The sequence below is a fragment of the Kribbella solani genome (assembly GCF_014205295.1).
Classification (GTDB): Bacteria; Actinomycetota; Actinomycetes; order Propionibacteriales; family Kribbellaceae; genus Kribbella; species Kribbella solani.
Genome location: NZ_JACHNF010000001.1, coordinates 322,034 through 345,349 on the forward strand (window position 1 = coordinate 322,034; position 23,316 = coordinate 345,349).

A 23,316-nucleotide genomic window follows, 5' to 3' on the forward strand; every position below is an offset into this window, starting at 1 on the left:
GGCTGTCTGGTTTTACGCTCGGGTGGTGAGCGAACGGTTGTCGGCGTCGGCGGGGCAGGCGGCGTCGCAGGTGCGTGTGGTGTTCGGGCGGGTCAAGCGGCGGTTGAACGAACTGGCCGAGACCGATGACCTGACGCCGTCGCAGTCGTCGGTGCTGAGCCGGATCGACAAGGACGGGCCCGCGTCCGCGAGTGAACTGGCCGCGGCGGAGCGGATCCGGCCGCAGTCGATCGCGGCGATCCTGACCGCGCTACGGGAGGCCGATCTGATTCAACGGCATCCTGATCCGGCGGACGGTCGCCGGCAGGTCGTGTCCCTCACGACCAGCGGCCGCCGTCGCCTGCAGGGCGACCGCAAGGTCCGCCAGGAGTGGCTGACCCGAACCCTCCAAGACCACTGCACCGAAGCCGAACGCCAAACAATCATCAAGGCGCTGGCCCTTCTGGACCACGCCATCGAGGCGGCAACTCCGCGGTGATCCACTGCCGCGAAGCTCGCCATCACCGACGGGTGGTGACGGAGGTGGGGCGGTTTGATCGGCGGTTGATTGCGCCGATGCTGTTTGGGTCGGTGCTGAATCCGATCAACTCGTCGATGCTTGCGGTGGCGTTGATCCCGATCGGAGCGGCGTTCGGCGTACCTCCTTCGCGGACCGCCTGGCTGGTCACCGGGCTGTACCTGGCGACCGCGGTCGGACAGCCGGTGATGGGTCGATTGGTAGACCTGTTCGGTCCGCGACCCCTCTATCTGATCGCCGCCTCACTAGTCGGCATCGCCGGCCTGCTCGGCGCGCTGGCACCGAACCTCGGCGTACTGATCGCCTCGCGAGTCCTCCTAGGCTTCGGCACCTCAGCGGCGTACCCAGCGGCAATGTCCTTGATCCGCAGCGAAGCCGACCGCACCGGAATGGACACGCCGGCGGTGATCCTCGGCAGCCTCTCGATCGCGAACCAGGTGATCGCGGTGATCGGCCCAACCCTCGGCGGTCTGCTGATCGGCCTCGGCGGCTGGCACCTCATCTTCACCATCAACGTGCCACTCTCGATCATCTGCGTAATCCTCGGGTCACTCTGGCTGCCCCGCACCGCGCGCGTACGCGGGACTGGCCGTTCGGATCGGCTGGACTATCCAGGCGCCGCCCTCTTCGCCGCCACGCTGGTCTCACTGATGCTCTTCCTGATGCGACCACAGCTGTCGACGTGGTACCTGCTCGTACTCGCGCTCGCGCTCGGTGTCGCGTTCGTGATCACCCAACTGCGCGTCGCCGAGCCGTTCATCGACCTCCGCGTACTGGGCGGCAACCGGCCGCTGATACTCACGTACGCCCGCCAAGTGCTCGCTTACGTCGGCGCGTACTCGTTCCTCTACGGTTTCACCCAATGGCTGGAGGAGTCGCGCGGTCTGAACGCATCCTCGGCCGGCTTGCTACTGCTGCCGCTGTCCCTCGCAGCTGTGTTGGTTACCGCATTGACCGGGCGGAGTGCACTGATCCGCGGCAAGCTACTGGCGGGCTGCCTGTTCCTGGTGATGGCTGCTGCGGCGCAACTGCTGGTTGGTCCGAGTACGCCGATCTGGTTGCTGGCTGTTGTCGGTGTGATCGCAGGCGTTCCGCAGGGCTTGAACAACCTCGCGAACCAGACCGCCTTGTACCAGCAGGCCGATCCGGCGCGGATCGGTTCGTCCGCCGGACTGCTACGTACCTGCGTGTACGTCGGCGCGCTCATCTCCGCCGCGGCGAACGCCCACTTCTTCCAGCACGGCGCGACAACAGCCGGCCTGCACGCCATGGCGATCTTCCTGCTCGTCGTATCCGGCCTGCTCGTGCTGGTGGTGGTTGGTAGCATCGAGCATGGGTGGACCGCGTGAGGGTGTTGACCCGGCTGAGGCGGGGTGGCGGGGGAGCGGTGCCGGCGTTGACTGGCTCGACGCGACGGCTCGGTCTACGGGAGTTGCCGGGGTTGAGCGGGTTCACCTGGAGGCGGCTCGGTTGGTTGCCGGGCGCACGGGGAGTCCGGCGCCTGCGGAGTCACCGGGGCCGGTTGCGGCGGATCGGTTGTTCGAGCTTCGGGCGGGCGAGCAGCCGTTTGCCGGGCTGGAGCTGAACTTCCGGGCCCGAGGCAACGAGCAGCTTGTGTACACGGCCGATCAGTACCCGGGTGTGGCCGTCAAGGTGCACTGGTTCGACACGAAGCTGATCCTTGAGAGCCTCGGCGCCGAGGCAGCCGCGCACTGGCTCGACGGGACGATCGGCGCCGCCGGCCGGGGCGCCTTGCGGTCGCACGGCGCGGACATGTCCCGGCGGCTCGACAATCTGCGGGCCGCGTTCGGCGACGGGCATTCGATCCCGCGGAGCTGCGGCACGATCGACTTCCCGTTCCCCGGCCGCGTACTGCGTGAACTGGGGTTCCCCGAGGCGATCGACTCCGAGGCGACGTACGTCATCCCGGCTCCGGTCACCGTCCAGGACTGGCGATCCCTGACGGGCGGCCGCGATCTCGCGATCGGCAAGGCACTCCCGGACCGGCCGTCCGCAGCCGACGTCACCCGGATGGGGCAGCAATGGCTAGAACATTCGCTGCCACCAGGTTTCGAGCCCGAGCTGCTGACTCGGCTGTCTCCGGACAGCACAGTGCCCGAGTTCATCACCGCGACCCGGGATCACCCTGAGCTGGCGGCGTCCACGCGGGCGTTCATCGACTCGGCCCGCCAGTACACCCACGACACCGGCGAACTGTTCGCGCTCCGAGGCCGTGACAACCTGTACTTCGACGCGGCCGGCGAATTCCACCTGATCGACACCCTGGGTCGCCCGGCCTGGCAGCTGTCGATCGGCCATGTCCAGGACAAGCTGGAGTGGATCAAAGACCACGGCGAGCCACCGCCCGGTCCCGGCTCGTTGGCGCCGATCGTCACCACCATCGCCTCGCTGAACGCCCTCGCCGACGAGGTGGGCACCGAACCGTACTGGGAACTGCCCACCGACCTCCGCCCCTACCCGTGGGACACGTACCACGCCTGCATCAACTGGCAAACCGACGGCCTGCCGCACGAACAACAAACCCAGGCCCAACGCCAAGCCATCGCCGAAGCCACCCGAGCCCGCCCCACCAACCCCCACCGAGGCAACAACCGCTCCATCTAGCCCCAGTTGGCGACCGAGCTGCGTTGGTAGCATCCGGCATGGATCGAACGAGTTCGGGTGACCGCACGGTTGGAGTGGGTGGGCTGGGAGCTGGCGCGGGCGTCGAGTGGAGTGCCGTGGATACGGCTCGGTGGGCGAGCGCGGTCGGGGTAGACCGGGTTCATGTGGAGGCGGCCCGGGTGGTTGCCGGGCGGACGAGTCCAGCGCCGGCGGAGCTACCGGCGCCGGTGGCGGCGGATCGCTTGTTCGAGCTGCGGGAAGGGGAGCAGCCGTTCGCCGGGATGCGGCTGACCTTCCGGGGGCGCGGCAACGAACAACTCGTGTACACGGCGGATGAGTACCCGGGTGTGGCTTTCAAAGTGCGCTGGGAGAACGTGAAATTCGTACTGGAAGGCCTGGGTGTCGATGCCTTGCCGCACTGGGCGAACGGGACGATCGCCGAGGCCGGCCGTGCTCAACTGGCCGCACACTCGATCTCGACCACGGGGCGGCTGGAGCGGATGCGGTCGATGTTCGGCGCCGGCCATTCGGTCCCACGCGGCTGCGGTGTGGTCGAGTTCCCTTTTCCCGGCCGGGTGCTGCGCGAACTCGGGTTCCCGGAGGTGATCGATCCCGAGGCGCGGTACGCGATGACGACGCCCGTCGCGGTGCAGGAGTGGAGGACCCTCGAGGGTGGTCTTGACCTCGCCACCGGGGTACAGCGACCGGGCCAGGTGTCTGTGGCCGGCGTCACTCGGATGGGGCAGAAGTGGGTCGAGCGGTCGCTGCCGCCGGGTTTCGAGCCGGAACTGCTGACCGCGATGGCCCCGGACAGCACCGTGCCGGCGTTCATCGACGCGGTGCGTAGCCGCCCGGAGCTGGCCGCCTCCGCACGGGAATTTCTTGATTCGGCCCGCGAGTACACCCGGAGTACCGGCGAGCTTCTCGCGCTCCGGGGCCGGAAGAACCTGTACTTCGACGCCGAGGGGACCTTCCACCTGATCGACACGCTCGGGGTTCACGCCCGGCTGAACTCGATCACGAAGGTGGAGGACAAGTTGCGGCAGATCCGGGACACCGGCCAACGGCCACCTGGCATCGCGACGCTGGGACCGACCGTCACCACGATCGCCTCGATGAACGCGCTGGCCGACGAAGTGGGTACGGAGCCGTACTGGGAATTGCCCGAACAGCTCAAGCCGTACCCGTGGGACACCTACTTCGGCTGTATCGACTGGCAGTCCGACGGCCAGCGGCACGAACCACAGCCGGTCGAGAAGCAGCAGGTGGTTGACGAGACGCTCCGCGCCCGCCCGGGCGCTCCGGGCCGTTCCGAAGGGTTGACAAAGTAGACCGGGTAGGTGGAAGGCCCGCGCTGCGGCGAGTTGCGGCGCGGGCCTTCCGGATCGGGTCAGTCCCAGGTCAGGCCGCCGGCGGACTGGTACTCGATCACGCGGGTCTCGAAGAAGTTCTTCTCCTTCTTGAGATCCATTACCTCTGACATCCATCCGAAGGGGTTCCGCGTTTCACCGAAAATCGGATTCAGACCAATTTGTTCCGCTCTGCGGTCGGTGATGAAGTGCATGTACTGCTCGCAGAGGTCGGCGGTCAGGCCGAGCATGCCGTTCGGCAGGGTGGCGCGGCCGTACGCGACCTCGAGCTCGCAGGCCTCGGTCAGCATCTGCCGGACCTCGGCCTGGAACTCGGTGGTCCACAGGTGCGGGTTCTCCTGCTTGATCTGGTTGATGCAGTCGATGCCGAAGTTCAGATGGATCGACTCGTCGCGCAGGATGTACTGGTACTGCTCGGCGATGCCGACCATCTTGTTCCGCCGGCCGAGCGACAGGATCTGGGCGAAACCGGTATAGAACCACATCCCCTCGAACACCACGTAGAACGCGATCAGGTCGCGCAGGAACGCGGTGTCGGTCTCCGGCGTGCCGGTGCGGAAGTCCGGGTCCTCTAGGTGCTGGGTGTACTTCAACGCCCACGCGTCCTTGTCGGAGATCGACGGCACCTCGCGGTACATGTTGAACAGCTCGCCCTCGTCCAGCCCGAGCGAGGTGCAGATGTACTGGAAGGTGTGCGTGTGCACCGCCTCCTCGAACGCCTGGCGGAGCAGGTACTGCCGGCATTCGGGGTTGCTGAGCTGGCGGTACACCGCGAGCACGATGTTGTTCGCGACCAGGGACTCGGCGGTGGCGAAGAAGCCGAGGTTGCGCTTCAGCATCAGCCGCTCATCGTCGGTCAGCCCGTCGCGAGCCCCTGATGGACGCCGCCACAGCGAGATGTCGGCCTGCATGGACACCTCGGTCGGCATCCAGTGGTTGTTGCAGGCGGCCAGGTACTTCTCCCAGGCCCAGGTGTACTTCAGCGGCAGCAGCTGGTTCACGTCCGCGCGTGAGTTGATCATCGCCTTGTCGGTGACCTGGACGCGGGATGCGCCGACGTTGATCTCGTTCAGTCCGGTGGTCACTGGCAGGCCTCGCAGTCGGGATCGTCGATGGAGCAGACCGCTCCGGTGGGTTCGGGCAGCGGCAGGTCATCAGGTACGGGCACCGGCGCTGGCATCGCGGCCGCCGGGGCCGTGACGGCGACCGCGTTCAGCCGGCCGTCGGTGCCCTTCAGCGTGGACTTCTCCACATGGGTCGCTGACTGGGAACGCAGGTAGTACGTCGTCTTGAGGCCGTACCGCCAGGCTGACCGGTACAGCTCGTCAAGCGCGCGACCGGACGGCTTCGCCATGTACAGGTTCAGCGACTGCGCCTGGTCGATCCACTTCTGCCGGCGCGACGCCGCCTTCACCAGCCACCGCGGGTCGATCTCGAAGGCGGTCGCGTACTGCTCACGGACGTCCGCCGGGATGCGCTCGATACCGGCCAGGACGCCGTCGTGGTACTTCAGGTCGGACACCATCACCTGGTCCCACAACCCGCGGGCCTTCAGCTCGGCGACCAGGTACGGGTTGGCGACGGTGAACTCACCGGACATGTTCGACTTCACGAACAGGTTGCTGTACGTCGGCTCGATCGACTGGCTGACGCCACAGATGTTGGAGATCGTCGCGGTCGGAGCGATCGCCATCACGTTCGAGTTCCGCATGCCGTCGCGCTGGACCTTGACGCGCAGGGCGTCCCAGTCCAGCCGCGTCGTCCGGTCGATGATCACGTCACCGTCGCGCGCGGCGTGCAGCAGCTCGAGCGAGTCGATCGGCAGGATCCCCTGGCTCCAGAGCGATCCCTCGTACGTCGAGTAGGGCCCGCGCTCGGCGGCGAGCTCACTGGATGCTTCGATCGCGTGGTAGCTGATCTGCTCCATCGACGTGTCCGCGAACTCGACCGCGGCATCCGACGCGTACGGGATCCGCAGCGCGGACAGCGCGTCCGCGAACCCCATCAGCCCGAGGCCGACCGGGCGGTGCCGCTGGTTCGCGCGCTCGGACTCCGGGGTGGTGTAGAAGTTCACGTCGATGACGTTGTCGAGCATCCGGATCGCGGTCTGCACCGTGTCCCGGAGCAGCTCGGCGTCCAGGCCGTCGGCGGTGAGGTGCGCGACCAGGTTGACCGAGCCGAGGTTGCAGACGGCGGTCTCGTCGACGGTCGTGTTCAGCGTGATCTCGGTGCACAGGTTCGACGAGTGGACAACGCCGTCGTGCTGCTGCGGCGAACGCAGGTTGCAGGCGTCCTTGAAGGTGATCCATGGATGCCCGGTCTCGAACAGCACGGTCAGCATCCGCCGCCAGAGCTCAACGGCCTTGATCCGCTTGAACACCTTGATCTCACCACGATCAGCCGCCGCCTCGTACCCGGCATACGCCGCCGCGAACGCCGCGCCGTACAGGTCATGCAGCTCCGGCACCTCGTCCGGCGAGAACAACGTCCAGTCACCACCGGCCTCGACCCGCTGCAGGAACAGGTCGGGCACCCAGTTCGCCGTGTTCATGTCATGCGTACGCCGCCGCTCGTCCCCGGTGTTCTTCCGCAGCTCAAGGAACTCCTCGACGTCGATGTGCCACGTCTCCAAGTACGCACAAACCGCGCCCTTCCGCCGGCCACCCTGATTGACCGCGACGGCGGTGTCGTTGGCCACCTTCAGGAAGGGGACGACGCCTTGGGATTCGCCGTTGGTGCCGTGGATTTTGGCGCCGATGCCGCGGACGGGGGTCCAGTCGTTGCCTAGGCCGCCGGAGTACTTGGCTAGGAGGGCGTTGTTACGGATGCCGGTGAAGATGCCGGAGAGGTCGTCCTGGACGGTGGTGAGGAAGCAGGACGACAGCTGTGGGCGGGTGGTGCCGGCGTTGAACAGGGTGGGGGTGGAGGACATGAAGCGGAACGAGCTGAGCAACTCGTAGAACTGGATTGCTCGGGCCTCGCGGTCGTCCTCACGTAGGGCCATCCCCATCGCGACTCGGAGGAAGAACGCCTGCGGCAGCTCGTAGCGAACCTTGTCCAGGTGCAGCAGATAACGGTCGTAGAGGGTCTGCAGGCCGAGGAAGGTGAAGTTCAGGTCGGCGTCGGGGTTGATCGCGGCGGCCAGCCGATCCAGGTCGAACGCGGCCAGCTCGGGGTCGAGCTGCCCGGCGTCGATCCCGGTCCGGATGTACGCCGGGAAATAGGTCCGGTACGCCTCGGTCATGTCGGCCTGGCTGGCCTGCCGGGGCTCGCCGTGGACGCGGCCGAGTGCCTCGCGGCGGATCTGGTCCAGCAGCAGCCGGGACGCGGCGAAGCTGTACTGCGGCTCGGTCTCGACGTACGACCGGGCGGCCATCACCAGCGCCAGCTCGACCTCGTGCTGGGCGATGCCGTCGTAGCAGGCGCCGAGCGTCTCGTTCAGGATCAGCTCCGGGTCGACCGCGTCCAGCCCGGCGGCCGCCTCCGCGACCACCACCCGGAGGCGGTCGACATCCAGCGGTGACCGGCTGCCGTCCGCGGCGCGTACGGTCAGCACCGGCGCATCGGTGACACCGCCAGGATCAGCAGGCGTACGGGCCTTGGTGCGCTCTTCGCGATACAGCACGTACGCCCGGGCGACCTGGTGTTCGCCGGCTCGCATCAGCGCCAGCTCGACCTGGTCCTGGATGTCCTCGACCTGGACGCTCCGCCGGGCGGTGTGGTGACGGCCGCGGCTGGTCAGCGCATCGACGACCCGGCCGGTCAGGTCGGTGACCAGGTCGCGGACCCGGTGGGTGGCGCCGGCCTCGGCGCCCTCGACGGCGAGGAACGCCTTGGTCACGGCGACGGAGATCTTGGTGGCGTCGAACGGCGTGCTGCTGCCGTCCCGACGGATGACGGTGAGCTCGGTCGGCTGGTCGGTCGGCACGGACGACGACGCAGCCGGTGAGGAAGCAAGTGTCACAGGTGTGCTCTCCACGGGAGTTCGGAGGGCCGGGACCACGCGCGTGGGCGCATGACGGGACCGGGCAGCACCGGCCGGGAACACTGCCGTCACGCCCTGCGATCCACGCCGCGAGGTCTCGAACCGCGTGCACCGGCGGTACACGCGCCGGTGGCAGGAATCCCACATCTTGTGGTGTAGGCCGCTTCGAACCACCAGCATCAGCGATGCTAGGCGTCGAGAACTAGATCTTGTGGTAGCGCCACGCCGCACGTCATACATGTTGTGATCCTCACGCCGCGACCGCATAGAGATCTTGGAGCGTCATGATCTCGGAGCCGTGGTGGATCAGCTCGCGGTTCAGCCGCAGCACGACGTGGCCGAACGGTTCGCTCGCGTCCAGCTCGTTCGCCTGGCTGAGCCCGACGGTCATCGCCTCGTCCTCGTCCAGGGCGGCGATCGCCTGTTGCCAGGTCTCGACCCAGTACGTCAGCCAGGCGACCGCGTCCTGCGCGTTGCCGTGCAGGGTGATGTCGCCGCGGCCCTGCCGGCTCGGGCCGAAGGTCCACTCCCAGCGCTCGAAGAAGGTTTCGGTCAGGTGAGCGATCAGCCAGGCGATCGTCCGTGGACCGCGATGATCCGGCTCGTCCGGCCACTGCGCGACCCATTCGCCGGAGCCGAGCGACCGGAACCGCCCGGTGTAGTGCCGCCGGACCACGGTCAGGGCTTCGCTGCTCGGTCGCCAGAAGTACTGCTCGTCGGTCAACCGGGCGAGCCGGCCGGACAGCACCATCCAGCTGAACCCGAGCTGGCCACGGACCATCGCCATCGCCGACGGCCGGTGCAGGATGTCCCAGTCGAACGCCTCCGACATCACAAACTCCCCTGTACGATCGAACATGTGTTCGAATCATTGCTCGCGCCAGGGCGGAAAGTCAAACCAAGATTCGAGCTATCCGCGTGTCGGTCCTGGCCTTGCCGGAACAGGTCTGATAGGCGGCGAAATCCGGGTATCGGCGGCCGGGCTCGCGAAGCGGCGTTCGAGCAAGGTGAAGGCATCGATCAGCTCGGGTGCCTCGTACACCCGATTACGGCGGCCGTCGGTGACCTCGCGGAGGACGCGGGCTTCGACCAGGCGGGTGAGGGCCTGGTTCGCGGCCTGCTGCGAGCGGTCGATCAGGCGCGCCGCGGCGGCCAAGGTGAGCACGGGCGCGGCCGGCAGCGCCTCGATCAGCCGCTCGGTCGCCGAGCCCGCGCGGACCGGGTCGGCGCGCTCCCGCCAGGCCTCCTTGAGCTCGGTCGCGTTCTGTTCGAAGCGGGCCGCCTCGGCGGTCGCCTGCGTGCACGCCATCGCGAACATCCGCAGCCACGGGTTGGCCGCCGCGCGCGCCTTCGCCGTCGTCGCGCGGCCGACGTACCGGAAGGTGGTCAGCGCGTTCACGTACTCCGCGGCGTGAGTCGCGAGCGCGAGCGACACTGGCGGCACGGTCCGGGAGACCAGGCCTTCGGCGCGCAGGATCAGGTGGATCAGCGCCCGCCCGGTCCGCCCGTTCCCGTCGGCGAAGGGATGGATGGTCTCGAACTGCGCGTGCGCGATCGCCGTCTTGGCCAGCACGGGCAGCGGCGACTCGCGGACGAACGTCATCAGATCGGCGAGCAGTTCGGGCACGAGTTGCGCGGGCGGCGGCACGTAGTACGCCTCGGCGGGGGAGCGGCCGCCGATCCAGTTCTGCAGGTAGCGGATCTCGCCGCCGTACTCCGGGTTCGGCGACTGCGCCATCAGTTGCCGGTGCGCCTCGAGTACGTGGCCGACCTCCAGTTTGTCGCCGGCCTGGACGGATTCGGTCACCCAGGTCATCGCGTCGACCGCGCCGAGCACTTCCTCGGCGGTGACGTCGCGGGCCCGATCGCGGAGTACGTCGGCCTTCAGCAACCGTCGCGCGCCGACGACGAGCCCTTCGATGTGCGACGACCCGACCGCCTCGGCCCGGAGCAGGGGGCGGGCCAGCGCCTCGCTGTTCGTCAGTACGGCCGCCGTCGCGTCCAGGCGGGCGAGATCTCCGGCGGCGTCCTCCAGTACGGCGAGCACGTCGTCGCTCAGGTCGAACGCGCGGCCGGTCAACGGGTCGGGAAAGTACAGCTCGTACGACCCGCCGAGCCGCTCCGCGCGAGTGAACCCGTCCGGATGCCCGGGCCACCGGTGCAACTCAACACGCGCCATACCTATATTCAAGCTTATCCACAAACCTTGAACAAGGGTCGTGCGTACGGGCAGACTGTTGTACGTGAGCCTGGACGAGCAGACACTGCAGCAAGTAGCCGCCAACGAAGCCGACTGGAACGCCCGGGCACCACTGCATGCGGCGAGCGACTTCTACGACCGCCCGGCCGAGTACTGGTTCGCCGACTACGAGTGGACCGATCTCGGCGAGCTCGACGGTCGCGACGTACTGCATCTGCAATGTCATCTCGGCACGGAGACGATCGCCTTCGCGGAGCGCGGCGCGCGGACCACCGGGCTCGACCTGTCCGCCGCGTCCCTGGCGGAGGCACGGCGGATCGCTGCCGACGCGAAGGTGGCCATCGAGTACGTACACGCCAATGTGTACGACGCGGTGGATGTGCTTCCGGGCAAGCAGTTCGACGTCGTGTACACGGGCAAGGGCGCACTGTGCTACCTGCCGGATCTGCAGCAGTGGGCCGAGGTCGTACGCGACCTGCTCAAGCCCGGCGGGATGCTCTACATCGTGGAGTTCCACCCGTTGCTGAACGCGCTCCGCGAGGTGTCACTGCCCGGTGAGACCGACGAGTTGATCCTCCGCGCCGACTACCTGGAAGGGCGCGGACCGATCGCGCACGAGTCCACTGTCACGTACACCGGCGACGAGGTCCCCGGCCGCCAGACCAGCTACGAGTGGCGGCACGGCCTGGGCGAACTCACCACCACACTGGCGGCCGCCGGTCTCCAGATCACCAGCTTGCGTGAGTCTGAAGTCCTCCCGTGGCCGCGTTGGTCCAGCATGCGGCAGACCCCCGACGGCTGGTGGCGCCTGCCCGACGAGGCCCCGCGAATCCCACTTCTGTTCGCGCTGAAAGCCCAGAAGCAGTAGTACCTTCAGCGTTTCTTCGGCCCCCGGAACGCCACATAGATCAGCGCCACCCCGAACGCCGCCACGATCGGCCCGACCGTCGCCCACAGGGTGCTGCCGGTCATCGAGCTGCCCTTGAGATACCCCAACCCCTGGAACGTCCAGACGCCACCGATCGCGATCAGCAGCGCGGCAAAAGCGATGGCGACGATCTTTCCCATACCGAAAGGCTAGCCGAGAAGGTGATCGCAGAGTTCCACGAGTTGCCGGCGTAGTGGTCGGGCGCGGTCGGCGAACCCACGCTGCGCCGCCGTGTACTCTGCCTTGCCCTCAACAGTCTCGATCCGCACCGGCGCGTACCCCAGGTCCGCGAGGTCGTACGGCGACGCGCGCATGTCCAGCGTACGGATGTCTCGCGCGAGCTCGAAGCAGTCCAGCAGCAACGCGCTGGGGGTGAACGGCATCAGCTTGCCGGCCCACTTGTAGAGGTCCATGTTCGCGTGCAAACAGCCGCCCTGCTCAAGTTGCGGCTGTGATCCCCGCGTCGGCTGCAGTGTGTTGCGAGGGCGCGCCGCGTCCGTGAAGAAGCGGAACGCGTCGAAGTGCGAGCAGCCGATCTTGTGCGACTCGACTACCTGATCGGTGCCTTCGGCTCCCAACCGCAACGGCCAGGCGGCGTGGCGTACGTCAGGCGTGCGGTAAACCATCGCCCATTCGTGCAAACCGAAACAGCCGAACTGTGGTTGCCGATCGAGCGTGGCAGCGAGCAGTCGTCGAATCCACGTGATGCTGTCGGTACGACGGGTGATCTCCGCACTGTCCAGTGCCGCAACGCCATCGACCACCTGGTAGCCGCGCCGCTCCGAGTAGGACGCCGCGTCGAGCAGCCGTACGCCCGGACCGGGATGCCAGACGCGCAGCTGGTTCGGGCGGATCGGGTAGTAGGTGAACAGGAAGTCCTCGACCGGATGAGCTTCCCGGCGACGCCGGCGCTCCAGATGACCGGACAGCAAGGCGTCCACACGGGCAGTGTGCGAGGCGGCGTACGACGACCACTCGCCCGACGTGAGAGTGATGGTCATAGCTCGAGAGTGAACGCGTACAGGTTGAGACCTGGAATCGGGGACCAGTCGCGTTCTGGCAGGCGCGTGAAGCCGAGGCGTTCGTACAGGCGGTGGGCGGTGGTCATGTACTCGGCGCTGCACATCACGATCCGGTGCTGCCCGAGTTCCCGCGTACGCGCGATGCAGCGCTCGGTCAGCGCCGTACCGATGCCGAGTCCACGCGCGCGGCCGGCCACGCCGAGCATCCGGAACTCGCCCTCGTCGTCGCGCCCGATCTCGCGGTAGACGGAGCCGGCCGGACAGTAAGTAACAGTGCCCAGCAGCCCGGACTTGTCGGCCGCGACCCACAGCTCTGCTTTGGCAGCACGATCAGCGGCGGCACGCAGCGTCAGCACGTAGTCACCACGAACGAAACCGTCATGGGCGTACGCGTCGACGGTCAGCTCACCGACGGCGTCGTACTCGGCCGCAAGCGCCAAGCGGATCTCATACGTCACCGCACAACTGTCTCATCACCTACCACCGGTAGGCTCGGCCCGTGCGTATCGCCAGATTCTCCGTGGACGACGAGCCCAAGTACGGCGTCGTCGAGACCGACGACCCCGAGGGACTCGTCGGTACAGTCAACGTTCTCGACTCGGACCCGCTCTACCGGTCGGCGCAGTTCACCGGGGAGAAGCTGCAGCTCGCGGACGTGCGGCTGCTCGCGCCGGTGATCCCGCGCAGCAAGGTGGTCTGCGTCGGCCGGAACTACGCGGCCCATGCCGCCGAGCTGGGCAACGACGTGCCGGACCAGCCGATGATCTTCCTGAAGCCGAACACCAGCGTGATCGGCCCGCGGGACGGCATCGTGTACCCGGAGCAGACGAACGACCTGCACTTCGAGGGCGAGCTGGCGATCGTGATCGGCCGGATCTGCCGGGACCTGCCCAAGGAGCGGGTGAACGAGGTGATCTTCGGTTACACGATCGCGAACGACGTGACCGCGCGCGACCTGCAGAAGTCCGACGGGCAATGGGCCCGGGCCAAGGGGTACGACACGTTCTGCCCGCTCGGCCCGTGGATCAGCACCGAGCTGGACGTGTCCGACCTGCGGGTCAGCACCGAGCTGAACGGTGAGCCCAAGCAGGACGGGCGGACGTCGCAGTTCATCTTCGACATCCCCGAGGTGCTCGCCTACATCACCTCCTTCACCACGCTGCTGCCCGGCGACGTGGTGCTCACCGGTACGCCGGCGGGGGTCGGCCCGATGTTGCCCGGTGACGAGGTGTCGGTCAGCGTCGAAGGAATCGGAACTCTGACGAACAAGGTGATCGTGCGTGACTGACCGCGCCGGCAGCGAGGTGCTGGGCGAGCTGGAGCCGAGCCAGGTCCGGGTGCGGTTCCCACCGTCGCCGACCGGCCTGCTGACCGTCGGCAACATCCGCAGCGCGCTGTTCAACTGGGCGTTCGCACGGCACTACGGCGGCAAGCTGGTGCTGCGGATCGAGGACACCGACACCGCACGCAACACCGAAGAGAGCTACCGCTACACGTACGACGCGCTGCGCTGGCTCGGCCTGAACTGGGACGAAGGACCGGAGGTCGGCGGCGACCTCGGGCCGTACCTGCAGTCCGAGCGGATGGACATCTACACGGACATCGTGACGAAGCTGCTCGCGGCCGGCAAGGCGTACCACTGCTACTGCTCGCAGGAGGAGCTGGACCAGCGCCGCGAGGCAGCCCGTACGGCCGGTCAGCACAGTGGGTACGACGGGCATTGCCGCGATCTTCCACCCGAGCAACTCCAGGCGTACGTCGACGAGGGCCGGCGTCCCGTGGTCCGGCTGCGGATGCCTGACCATCCGATCGTCTTCGACGACCTCGTGCGCGGCGAGATCACCTTCCTGCCGGAGAACCTCGGCGACTACGTACTCGTGCGCGCGAACGGCTACCCGCTGTACCCGCTGGTGAACCCGGTCGACGATGCGCTGATGGAGATCACCCACGTACTGCGTGGTGAGGACCTGTTGTCGTCGACGCCGCGGCAGATCGCCCTGTACGAGGCGCTCGCCGAGATCGGTGTCGGCAGCGGCCGGACGCCGCGGTTCGGCCATCTGCCGTTCGTGATGGGCGAGGGCAACAAGCGGCTGTCGAAGCGTGACAAGGGTTCCGGCCTGACCGAGTACGTCGAGCGTGGTTTTCTGCCCGAGGGTCTGCTGAACTACCTGGCTCTGCTCGGCTGGTCGATCGCCGAGGACCGGGACGTGTTCACGATGGCGGAGATGGTCGAGGCGTTCGACATCCGCAAGGTGAACTCGAATTCGGCCCGGTTCGATCCGAAGAAGTGCGAGGCGATCAACGCGGCGCACATGCGGATGCTGCCGCGGGACGAGTTCGCCGAGCGGACGATCCCGTTCCTGGTGGGCGCCGGCCTGTTGCCGGAGCAGCCGGCGGAAGCACAGCTGGCCGTACTGCATGCCGCCGTCCCGCTGGTGCAGGAGCGGATGAACATGCTGTCCGAGTCGGTCGGCATGCTCGGTTTCCTGTTCGTCGACGATGCCGCGTTCACGATCGATCCGGACGCGGCCGCGAAGGTGCTGACCGGGGACGCGGGCACTGTCCTGGACGCGTCCGCCAAGGCGCTCGCGGGCGTCGAGTGGACCACCGAAGCGATCGAGGCCGCGTTACGGGCCGCGCTGATCGAAGGGCTCGGCCTGAAACCGAAGAACGCGTTCGGTCCGGTCCGGGTGGCGATCTCGGGCCGCCGGATCTCGCCGCCGCTGTTCGAGTCGATGGAGCTGCTCGGCCGGGAGAAATCCCTGCACCGGCTCGAGCTGGCACGGCGTACGTCATGACGATGCCGACGCCGGAGAAGGCCCGCGACGTCACCCCGGGCCGGACGCGCTACCAGGACCTGCTCCGGGTACCGGAGGCGCCGCGCGGGTACGTGGTGCTCGGCGCGCTGACGATCCTGGTCGGCTGGATGCTCGCGAGCGTCGTCATCCTGACCATCCAGGTGTCGATCAAGAAGGACCCGGAGGGCACGATCTCCTGGTTCGGGCTGCTGGCCACGAACCTGACGCTGATCGTGCTGATCCCGCTCAGCATGCTGGTCGCCCAGAAGCTGAACCGCCAGCGACCGGGGCTGCTGTCCTCGGTGGTCGGCAGCCTGCGCTGGAAGCCGCTGGCCTGGTTCGCGCTGGCCGCGATCGTGATCGAGCTGCTGGCGCTGCTGGTCGTCCAGCTCGGTGACATCGAGCTCGCGACCGGTGAACGGCACGGCGGCGGCATGGCGCCGGACGTGATCGCGGTGATCGTCGTCACGCTGCTCACCTCGACGTTCCAGGCAGCGGGGGAGGAGTACTACTTCCGCGGCTACATGCTGCAGGCGATGGGCGCGCTGGTCCGGAGCACGGTCGTCGTCGTACTGACGACCTCGATCCTGTTCACGATGGCGCACGGGATCTGGCCGTGGCAGAGTCCGGCTTTGTTCGTCGACCGGCTCGCGTTCGGCCTGGTCGCCGCGATCCTGGTCGTCCGGACCGGCGGGCTGGAGGCCGGCATCGCCGGGCACGCGGCGAACAACGTGGTCACGTTCGTGTTCGCGGCGCTGACGAACACCGTCGGCGCGAGCCTCGGCGTGAAGGACGCGCCGTGGTCGCTGGTGACCGTCGACGTGCTGAAGTTCGCCGCCTTCGGCGCCGCCGCGCTGTGGATCGCGGGCCGGCTGAACCTGACCGCGACGGGGGTCAGGAGTCAGGTGTGACGGGAGTGACAACTCGCGGGCGGGGGCCCGTTTTGCTCCTCGGTCCCTGCCTCGGGTAAGCTCTCCGAGCCGGGTTGATGAGGGCGGAAACAAACTCCCAGCACGGTGAAAATGCCTTTGGGGTATGGGGTAATTGGCAGCCCGTCTGATTCTGGTTCAGTTAGTCTAGGTTCGAGTCCTAGTACCCCAGCGGATTGGACCGCACCGGTGAAAATCGGTAGAGTTCAACCTCGTTGCCCGGGCCGAAAAGCCCGGTTGACACACCTCTGGCCCCGTTGTGTAGCGGCCTAGCACGCCGCCCTCTCAAGGCGGTAGCGCGGGTTCGAATCCCGTCGGGGCTACCAGAGAAGAAGACCCTCGTCCTTCTGGACGGGGGTCTTCGTGCGTTTCGGCACGGGTTGGTAACGGCTGCTGGACACCTTCTTGTCTAAGCGCTTAGAGTCTAACCGCTTAGACCTTCGAGGCCGGCTCTCCGGCCGTTCGTGGAAAGGGGAGCGCCGTGCGGCGAAACCTCTTTGCTGTACCGGCCGCCCTGGTGGCCACCGCGCTGCTGGTGGCCGGATGTGGTGGCTCGTCCGAGACCCCGGCCGCGACCGACTCCGGTCCGGCCACCGGGACCGTCAACTTCGCCGGCACCGACAACGCCGAGACGTACCAGCCGGTGATCAAGGCCTTCGAGGCGAAGAACCCCGGGATCACGGTCAACTACACCCAGATCCCGTTCGACCAGTTCAACGCGACCATGCAGCAGCGGCTGAGCGCGAAGGACACCGGCATCGACGTGTACACGGTCGACGAGCCGCGGGTGTCCCAGCTGGCCGCGAAGGGGTTCCTGGTCGATCTCAGTGAGCTCGACGCGAAGGTGAAGTCGTCGTTCAGCGCGGCGGCGTACAAGACCAACCACTTCCGCGACAAGCTCTGGTCGCTGCCGATGTGGAACTCCACCCAGTACCTCTTCTACAACAAGACCGCGCTGGCCAAGGCGAAGGTGACGCCGCCGACCGCCGACCCACAGCAGCGCTGGACCTGGGAGCAGGTCGAGGCCGCCGGTCGCAAGGCGATGCAGTCCGGTGGCACCAAGTACGGCCTGTTCATGGAGCAGCCGGAGGCGTACTACCAGCTGCAGCCGCTGGCCGAGTCGCTCGGCGGCGGATCGGGTATCGAGGGCGACGACGCGCTCACCCCGGCGGTCGAGACGGACGGCTGGAAGAAGGCCATGCAGTGGTACGGCAACACGTACGCGAGCGGACTGTCGCCGCGCGGGATCGGCGGCTTCCAGACCGGACCGGTGTTCGCGAACGGTGGCGTCGCGTTCTTCGTCGGCGGTCCGTGGGACCTGAAGATCTTCGGCAGCTCGAAGGTCGACTGGGGCGTCGCTCCGCTGCCGTACTTCCAGGGCGGCAAGCCGGTCAGCCCGACCGGGTCCTGGTCGCTCGGTCTGAACCCGGCGTCCAAGCAGCTGGGGATGGCCCGCAAGTTCCTCGAGTTCGCCACCCTCGATCCGGCCGGCAACCTGGCCACCACGAGCGCGACGACGATCATTCCGGCGAACCTGGACGCGCGGAAGCAGTACACCCCGAAGATGGACAGCTTCTCCGGCGCGAAGACGGTCGGCGCCGCGGCGATCACGACGTACGAGAGTGAGCACACCGCGGTGTCGCGGCCGGTGAGCGTCGGGTACATCCAGTTCGAGGAAGTGATGGGCAAGGCGTTCGCGGACATCCGCAACGGCAGCAACCCGGACGCGCGGTTGCAGGAGGCGACCCGGCAGCTGACCGAGGCCTGGAAGTCGATCAAGTGAGCAGTCGCCAGGAACGCAAGGGCCGGCAGGGGCTGATCGCCCTTGCCTTCCTGGCGCCCGCGTTGCTCTGCCTCGCGGTGCTGCGGATCGTGCCGGCGATCTCGGCAGTGGTCGAGAGCTTCTACTCCGAGAGCCTGCTGCGCGGTGGCCGGGTGTTCGCCGGGCTGAGCAACTACGGCGACCTGCTGGCCAGCAAGGACTTCCGGCAGTCGGTCGGCGTCACCCTGCTCTTCACCGTGCTGGTCAACCCGATCCAGGTCGTGGTGTCGTTCCTGCTGGCTGTTCTGTTCACGCAGAAGGCAGCCGGGTCGCGTCTCTGGCGTACGTTGGTGATCCTGCCGATCGCCACCCCACCTGCTGTCTCCGCGGTGATCTGGAGTGTCATCTACCGACCGGACGGCCTGGCGAACGGCGTACTCGACCGGCTCGGCATCTCCGCCCAGCCGTTCCTCACGTCGCCGAGTCAGGTACTGCCGTCGCTGATCGTCCTGCTGTCGTGGATCGGCGTCGGGTACTGGATGCTCTTCCTGATCGCGGGCATCCAGGAAGTACCGGAAGAGGTACGCGAAGCCGCACTGCTCGACGGTGCAGGTGCCTGGCGCCGGATGATCTCAGTCACCCTGCCGCTCGTACGCCGCCCACTGGCCTTCGTACTGGTAGCCGACACCGTCTCGAACCTGCTGGTGTTCGCACCGGTCCAGATCCTCACCAAGGGCGGACCGAACGGAAACAGCAACCTCCTGATGTACGACGTGTACAACCGGGCGTACGCGCTTGGTGACATCCATGTCGCGCAGGCCGAGGTGGTCATCCTGGTCGCGCTCACGCTGGCGATCGTCGCCGGCCAGTTCCGGCTGTTGCGAGGTGACCAGTGAGGCGCGTCAGCCTGTCGGTGCTCGGCGGTGTCGTCGGCATCCTGTTCTTCCTGCCGCTGCTCTGGGTTGTCACCAACTCACTGCGCCCGGGCTCGGAGACGTTCGCACACCTCAACCCGCTGTCCTGGTCGACGTTCTTCGAGCTGCGGCCGACACTGCGGAACTACTCGGCCCTGCTGAGCAGTGAGATCGGCCGCGCGACGCTCAACTCGATCCTGGTCAGTGTCGCGACGGTAGCGATCGGCCTGGCGGTCTGTGCGTCAGCTGCCTTCGGACTGTCCGCGTTCCAGTTCCGGGGGCGCGGGCTGGTGTTCGGCGTGGTGGTGCTGAGCTTCCTGGTGCCGTTCGACGCGATCGCTATCCCGCTGTCGACCATGTTCCGGGACTGGCACCTCACCAACACGTTCACCGGCCTGGTACTACCCGGGATCGGCAACGGGATGGCGATCTTCCTGCTCCGGCAGTTCTTCCTCGGCATCCCGACCGAGCTGGTAGAAGCGGGTCGGCTGGACGGGCTGAACTGGTTCGGTGTCTTCCGCTGGATCTATCTGCCGTTGTCGAAGCCGGCACTGATCGGCGCCGGGCTGATGCTGTTCCTGTTCCAGTGGCAGTCGTACGTCTGGCCGCTGCTGATCGGCACCGACGCCAAGCACATCCTCGGTCCGGTCGCGCTGTCCAACCTGCAGGGCCAGAACTTCGCCGACTACGGTCTCGTCTTCGCGGGTGCCGTCGTCCTCACCGTCATCCCGCTGGTGGTCATCGCCGGTTTCCAGCGGTACTTCGTCCAGTCCGTGTCGAGTAGCGGACTCAAGTAGGGAGACCATGCGATCCATCATTCTGGACACCGATATCGGTTCCGACGTCGACGACGCGATGGCGCTCGCCCAGCTGATGGGCAGCCCGGAGCTCGAGCTCGTCGAGGTGCACACGGTGTACGGCGACACCCGCCTGCGCGCCCAGCTGGCCCGCCGGTACGCCGCACTCGCCGGGCGTGACGTGGACGTCGTACCGGGCGTGGTGGAGCCGATCTCCGGACGTGAGGTCTGGTGGGCCGGGCACGAGGGCACGCTGCACGCTGACCTGGACGCCGAGACCATCAGCGCGGACAGCGCGCCGGAGCGGCTCGTCGCCCGGCTGCGCGCGCGGCCGGGGGGGCTCGACGTGGCAGCGATCGGGCCGCTGACCAACCTGGCGGCCGCGTTCGCCCTCGAACCGCAAGCGGCCGGCTGGATTCGGCACCTGTGGGTTATGGGCGGCGGGTTCGGTGCTGCCGAGGACGCGGAGCACAACTTCAGGTCCGATGACGTCGCGGCCCAGGCCGTACTGAACGCGGGGGTTCCGACCACGATCACCGGCCTGGAGATCACCCGTCAGGTCACCATCGAGGCCGCGCGGCTGGAACGCATCCGCGCCGCCGGTCCGCTCGGTGCCGCGCTCGGGGCGGACATCGAGCAGTGGTGGGCGTTCTGGAACGAGACCTGGAACGTGCCGCACGACCCAGTTGCCCTGCTCGCGCTGAGCCGGCCGGAGCTGTTCACCTTCTCCGAGACCGGACGGGTGACGATCGCCATCGGTGGTGAGGCCGCCGGGCACAGCACCTTCACGCCGGACCCCACCGGCAGCGTGCGGATCGTCACCGGCGTCGACGGCGAGCAGGTGGCCGAGGAAATCACCAGCCGCATCGTGACAGCCGGGACGGCTTACCCTGCTCGCCATGAGGGGATCGATGACGACCGCGCGTGACGTCGCGGAGCGGGCCGGTACGTCCACCGCGGTAGTCAGCTACGTCTTCAACAACGGCCCGCGGCCAGTGTCGGCGGAGACCCGCCGGCGGGTGCTGGAGGCCGCGGCGGAGCTGGACTACCGGCCGAACATTCTCGCCCGCGCGCTCAGTGCCGGGCGTACGTACTCGCTCGGGTTGCTGATCCCGCAGATCCGCAACCCGTACTTCGCGACCCTGGCCGAGCACCTGGAGAGTTTCGCCCGGCAGCACGACCATCTGCTGCTGATCGGTGACTCGGCCGGTGATCCGGAGCAGGAGTCGGCGCACATCGGCTCGTTCATCGAGCGGAAGGTCGACGGCGTCGTACTCGTCTCGCTGCTGGTGGAACCGGCGATCCAGCGCTTCGCGGCGGCCAACGTACCGGTCGTCGCGCTGCATCCGGTGCCGGACGGGGTAACTGTCTCCACGTTGTCGATCGACTACGTCGCGGCGGCCGCGGCGTCGACCGAGCACCTGCTGTCGCACGGCTACCGCACGATCGGCGTCGTCACCGGGCCGGCGGATTCACCGGGTACGGCGGAGCACCGGCGCGGTATCGAGCAGGCACTGGAAGCACACCCGCGGGCCTCGGCGCGCTACGTCGCGTCGCCGGTTTCGCGGTTCGCGGCGCGGGACGCCGTACGCCCGTGGTTCCGGCAGAAGCGCCCACCGCGGGCGATCTACTGCTCCACCGACGAGCAGGCGTTCGGCGTCCTGTACGCGGCCTGGGAAGCCGGATTGCGCGTACCGGACGATGTCGCGGTGATGGGATTCGACGGCACCAGCGAATGCACGGTGACTGTGCCTCCGTTGGCCAGCGTGCGGCAACCGATCGAGGACACCGCACGCCAAGCAGTCGAACTCCTGCTGGACCGCTCGAACCGCACGGCGACGCGCCATGTCCTCGACTACGGGTTGGTTCCCAGCGCCTCGTGCGGCTGTCAGGCCGGTGACGGGCTACCGGTGTCGGACTGAGCCGGGCCGGACGCGGCGCGCCGTACCGACAGGCCGACACCGATGAGTACGGCACCCCAGATCAATGCGGTGATGCCGAGCAGTACGGCGATCTTGACCGCACTGGGACCGGGCCGGGCCGCGAACAGGATGCCGAGGAGCAGCGACAGTACGCCGTTCAGCACCAGCAGCCAGCGCGGTACGAAGAGCTGGCTGCTGAACGCGCCGGCCAGCTCGAAGATGCCGCGGACGATCAGCCAGATGCCGAGGATCCAGGTCAGTGTCACCGCCGTCATGCCCGGGTGGACGATCGCGAAGAACCCCGCCAGCAGCGCGATCACGCCGAGCACGATCAGGTAGACCCGGCTACCGCCGCGCGTCTCGGGCTGGAACGCCTGGGCGAGCGAGCCGATCCCGTCGGTGAGCGCCCAGATGCCCCAGAGCACCGCGAGCGCGATCGCCGTGGAGATCGGCCAGGCGATCGCCATGATTCCGAACACGATGCCGATCGCGCCCCGGACGAGCAGCATCTTCCAACCGAGTGTCAGCCAGTCCCGCTCCATGCCAGACCACATGCCAGACCTCCTCGAGGGATGTACTCCTCATGGTGATCTCAGCAACGCTGTGTGACAACAACCGACGCGATCCCGCCTCCCCAAACCGGTTTGGGGAGCGTGACTGCCCGATTTGGGTGGGTAGCGCTCCCCGAACCGGTTTGGGGCGGGCCGGGGTGGGGGAGCGGAGTGAGGGGTTATTCCGAAGCGCGTCGCAATGCCTCGGACAAACGCTCCGCGGCGGCCATCACGGCCGGGGCGTGCATCCGGCCGGGCTGGCGGGACAGTCGCTCGATCGGGCCGGAGACCGACACGGCGGCGATCACTTTGCCGCTGGGGGAGCGGACCGGCGCGGACACCGACGCGACGCCCTGCTCGCGTTCGCCGACCGAGTGCGCCCAGCCACGGCGGCGTACGCCGGCCAGCGCGGCCGCGTTGAAGGTGGAGCTGTGCAGACCGCGGTGCATCCGCTCCGGGTCCTCCCAGGCGAGCAGGATCTGCGCGGCGGACCCGGCCGCCATGGTCAGCTGGCTGCCGACCGGAACCGTGTCCCGGAGGCCGGACGGACGCTCGGCGGCGGCGACACAGACCCGGTACTCACCCTGGCGCCGGAACAGCTGTGCCGACTCGCCGGTGATGTCGCGCAGTCGCGCCAGCACGGGGCCGGCCGTCGCGAGCAACCGGTCCTCACCGGCGGCGGAGGCCAACTCACTGAGTCGCGGGCCGAGCACGAAGCGTCCCTGCATGTCGCGACCGACCAGCCGGTGGTGCTCGAGCGCGACCGCCAGCCGGTGGGCCGTCGGGCGGGCCAGCCCCGTGGCCGCCACCAGACCGGCCAGGGTCGCCGGCCCGGACTCGAGGGCGGACAGAACGAGAGCTGCTTTGTCGAGAACGCCGACTCCGCTAGAGTTGTCCATGGGACGATATTGCCGTCTCGAATCGTGGAACGCAAGTGGCTTCCGTGACCTGTACCGGAGCACTGTGAGCGAGAGCACTCAACTGTACGTATCTCAA

22 protein-coding genes and 2 tRNA genes are annotated in these 23,316 nt (G+C 67.7%); 15 read left to right on the plus strand and 9 right to left on the minus strand.

Annotated elements, in window-relative coordinates; translation table 11 throughout:
- Window positions 1-25 precede the first annotated feature (25 nt).
- The 4 genes from HDA44_RS01470 to HDA44_RS01485 all read left to right on the plus strand — a co-directional run bounded on the left by HDA44_RS01470 (window position 26) and on the right by HDA44_RS01485 (window position 4,473).
- The gene (locus tag HDA44_RS01470) at window positions 26-478 is read left to right on the plus strand and encodes a MarR family winged helix-turn-helix transcriptional regulator (protein ID WP_202887049.1); all 453 of its coding nucleotides are present in this window, start codon (window positions 26-28) and stop codon (window positions 476-478) included.
- A 77-nt stretch (window positions 479-555) separates the two neighbouring features.
- On the plus strand, window positions 556-1,866 hold the full coding sequence (locus HDA44_RS01475; protein WP_184830628.1) for an MFS transporter: 1,311 nt from the start codon (window positions 556-558) through the stop codon (window positions 1,864-1,866).
- Window positions 1,867-2,053: 187 nt separating this feature from the next.
- Window positions 2,054-3,142: a hypothetical protein gene (locus tag HDA44_RS01480; protein ID WP_184830630.1), complete on the plus strand. Its 1,089-nt coding sequence runs from the start codon at window positions 2,054-2,056 to the stop codon at window positions 3,140-3,142.
- A 116-nt stretch (window positions 3,143-3,258) separates the two neighbouring features.
- Window positions 3,259-4,473 carry a hypothetical protein gene (locus HDA44_RS01485; protein WP_184830632.1) on the plus strand — a complete coding sequence of 405 codons (1,215 nt, stop codon included), beginning with the start codon at window positions 3,259-3,261 and terminating at the stop codon, window positions 4,471-4,473.
- Window positions 4,474-4,532: 59 nt separating this feature from the next.
- Here HDA44_RS01485 and HDA44_RS01490 read toward each other — a convergent pair whose 3' ends face one another.
- The 4 genes from HDA44_RS01490 to HDA44_RS01505 all read right to left on the minus strand — a co-directional run bounded on the left by HDA44_RS01490 (window position 4,533) and on the right by HDA44_RS01505 (window position 10,676).
- A complete protein-coding gene (locus HDA44_RS01490; protein WP_319037420.1) occupies window positions 4,533-5,597 on the minus strand; it encodes a ribonucleotide-diphosphate reductase subunit beta in 1,065 nt (354 codons plus the stop codon).
- Window positions 5,594-8,476 carry a ribonucleoside-diphosphate reductase subunit alpha gene (locus HDA44_RS01495; protein WP_184830634.1) on the minus strand — a complete coding sequence of 961 codons (2,883 nt, stop codon included), beginning with the start codon at window positions 8,474-8,476 and terminating at the stop codon, window positions 5,594-5,596. Before HDA44_RS01495 ends, HDA44_RS01490 begins: the two co-directional genes overlap by 4 nt.
- A gap of 271 nt (window positions 8,477-8,747) precedes the next feature.
- Complete coding sequence (locus tag HDA44_RS01500; protein WP_184830636.1) at window positions 8,748-9,329, minus strand: DinB family protein; 582 nt, start codon at window positions 9,327-9,329, stop codon at window positions 8,748-8,750.
- Window positions 9,330-9,407: 78 nt separating this feature from the next.
- The gene (locus HDA44_RS01505) at window positions 9,408-10,676 is read right to left on the minus strand and encodes a Fic family protein (RefSeq protein ID WP_202887051.1); all 1,269 of its coding nucleotides are present in this window, start codon (window positions 10,674-10,676) and stop codon (window positions 9,408-9,410) included.
- A gap of 64 nt (window positions 10,677-10,740) precedes the next feature.
- On the opposite strand from HDA44_RS01505, the gene HDA44_RS01510 reads away from it, so the two are divergent.
- The gene (locus tag HDA44_RS01510; RefSeq protein WP_184830638.1) at window positions 10,741-11,565 is read left to right on the plus strand and encodes a methyltransferase; all 825 of its coding nucleotides are present in this window, start codon (window positions 10,741-10,743) and stop codon (window positions 11,563-11,565) included.
- 5 nt (window positions 11,566-11,570) lie between these two features.
- Here HDA44_RS01510 and HDA44_RS01515 read toward each other — a convergent pair whose 3' ends face one another.
- From HDA44_RS01515 to HDA44_RS01525, 3 genes are read right to left on the minus strand one after another with little or no spacing between them, the layout of a single operon-like run.
- A complete protein-coding gene (locus tag HDA44_RS01515) occupies window positions 11,571-11,765 on the minus strand; it encodes a hypothetical protein (protein WP_184830640.1) in 195 nt (64 codons plus the stop codon).
- 9 nt (window positions 11,766-11,774) lie between these two features.
- Window positions 11,775-12,626: a 3-methyladenine DNA glycosylase gene (locus HDA44_RS01520; RefSeq protein ID WP_184830642.1), complete on the minus strand. Its 852-nt coding sequence runs from the start codon at window positions 12,624-12,626 to the stop codon at window positions 11,775-11,777.
- Window positions 12,623-13,105, minus strand: coding sequence for a GNAT family N-acetyltransferase (locus HDA44_RS01525; RefSeq protein ID WP_184830644.1), 483 nt, complete (start codon window positions 13,103-13,105; stop codon window positions 12,623-12,625). The genes HDA44_RS01520 and HDA44_RS01525 overlap by 4 nt, the downstream gene beginning before the upstream one ends.
- Before the next feature lie 41 nt (window positions 13,106-13,146).
- Here HDA44_RS01525 and HDA44_RS01530 point away from each other — a divergent pair, with 41 nt between their 5' ends.
- The 10 genes from HDA44_RS01530 to HDA44_RS01575 all read left to right on the plus strand — a co-directional run bounded on the left by HDA44_RS01530 (window position 13,147) and on the right by HDA44_RS01575 (window position 21,769).
- Window positions 13,147-13,935 carry a fumarylacetoacetate hydrolase family protein gene (locus tag HDA44_RS01530; protein ID WP_184830646.1) on the plus strand — a complete coding sequence of 263 codons (789 nt, stop codon included), beginning with the start codon at window positions 13,147-13,149 and terminating at the stop codon, window positions 13,933-13,935.
- Complete coding sequence (gltX, locus tag HDA44_RS01535; protein WP_337905583.1) at window positions 13,928-15,445, plus strand: glutamate--tRNA ligase; 1,518 nt, start codon at window positions 13,928-13,930, stop codon at window positions 15,443-15,445. Before HDA44_RS01530 ends, gltX begins: the two co-directional genes overlap by 8 nt.
- On the plus strand, window positions 15,442-16,356 hold the full coding sequence (locus tag HDA44_RS01540; RefSeq protein ID WP_184830648.1) for a CPBP family intramembrane glutamic endopeptidase: 915 nt from the start codon (window positions 15,442-15,444) through the stop codon (window positions 16,354-16,356). The genes gltX and HDA44_RS01540 overlap by 4 nt, the downstream gene beginning before the upstream one ends.
- A 118-nt stretch (window positions 16,357-16,474) precedes the next feature.
- Window positions 16,475-16,546: transfer RNA gene (locus HDA44_RS01545), tRNA-Gln, on the plus strand.
- Window positions 16,547-16,624: 78 nt separating this feature from the next.
- Window positions 16,625-16,700: transfer RNA gene (locus tag HDA44_RS01550), tRNA-Glu, on the plus strand.
- A 155-nt stretch (window positions 16,701-16,855) separates the two neighbouring features.
- Window positions 16,856-18,157: an extracellular solute-binding protein gene (locus tag HDA44_RS01555; RefSeq protein ID WP_184830650.1), complete on the plus strand. Its 1,302-nt coding sequence runs from the start codon at window positions 16,856-16,858 to the stop codon at window positions 18,155-18,157.
- Window positions 18,154-19,032: an ABC transporter permease subunit gene (locus HDA44_RS01560; RefSeq protein ID WP_202887053.1), complete on the plus strand. Its 879-nt coding sequence runs from the start codon at window positions 18,154-18,156 to the stop codon at window positions 19,030-19,032. Before HDA44_RS01555 ends, HDA44_RS01560 begins: the two co-directional genes overlap by 4 nt.
- Entirely contained in the window at window positions 19,029-19,847 is an 819-nt protein-coding gene (locus HDA44_RS36885) for a carbohydrate ABC transporter permease (RefSeq protein WP_184830651.1), read from the plus strand. The genes HDA44_RS01560 and HDA44_RS36885 overlap by 4 nt, the downstream gene beginning before the upstream one ends.
- A gap of 7 nt (window positions 19,848-19,854) precedes the next feature.
- The gene (locus HDA44_RS01570; RefSeq protein WP_184830652.1) at window positions 19,855-20,775 is read left to right on the plus strand and encodes a nucleoside hydrolase; all 921 of its coding nucleotides are present in this window, start codon (window positions 19,855-19,857) and stop codon (window positions 20,773-20,775) included.
- Complete coding sequence (locus HDA44_RS01575) at window positions 20,747-21,769, plus strand: LacI family DNA-binding transcriptional regulator (protein WP_184830653.1); 1,023 nt, start codon at window positions 20,747-20,749, stop codon at window positions 21,767-21,769. The genes HDA44_RS01570 and HDA44_RS01575 overlap by 29 nt, the downstream gene beginning before the upstream one ends.
- On the opposite strand, the gene HDA44_RS01580 is transcribed toward HDA44_RS01575, so the two are convergent.
- Both HDA44_RS01580 and HDA44_RS01585 read right to left on the minus strand, forming a co-directional pair.
- Window positions 21,736-22,323, minus strand: a complete 588-nt coding sequence (locus HDA44_RS01580; protein ID WP_184830654.1) for an HdeD family acid-resistance protein — start codon at window positions 22,321-22,323, stop codon at window positions 21,736-21,738. The genes HDA44_RS01575 and HDA44_RS01580 overlap by 34 nt on opposite strands.
- Before the next feature lie 176 nt (window positions 22,324-22,499).
- Window positions 22,500-23,219 (minus strand): IclR family transcriptional regulator, encoded by a 720-nt coding sequence (locus tag HDA44_RS01585; RefSeq protein ID WP_184830655.1) that lies wholly within the window; start codon window positions 23,217-23,219, stop codon window positions 22,500-22,502.
- Between the last annotated feature and the right edge of the window lie 97 nt (window positions 23,220-23,316).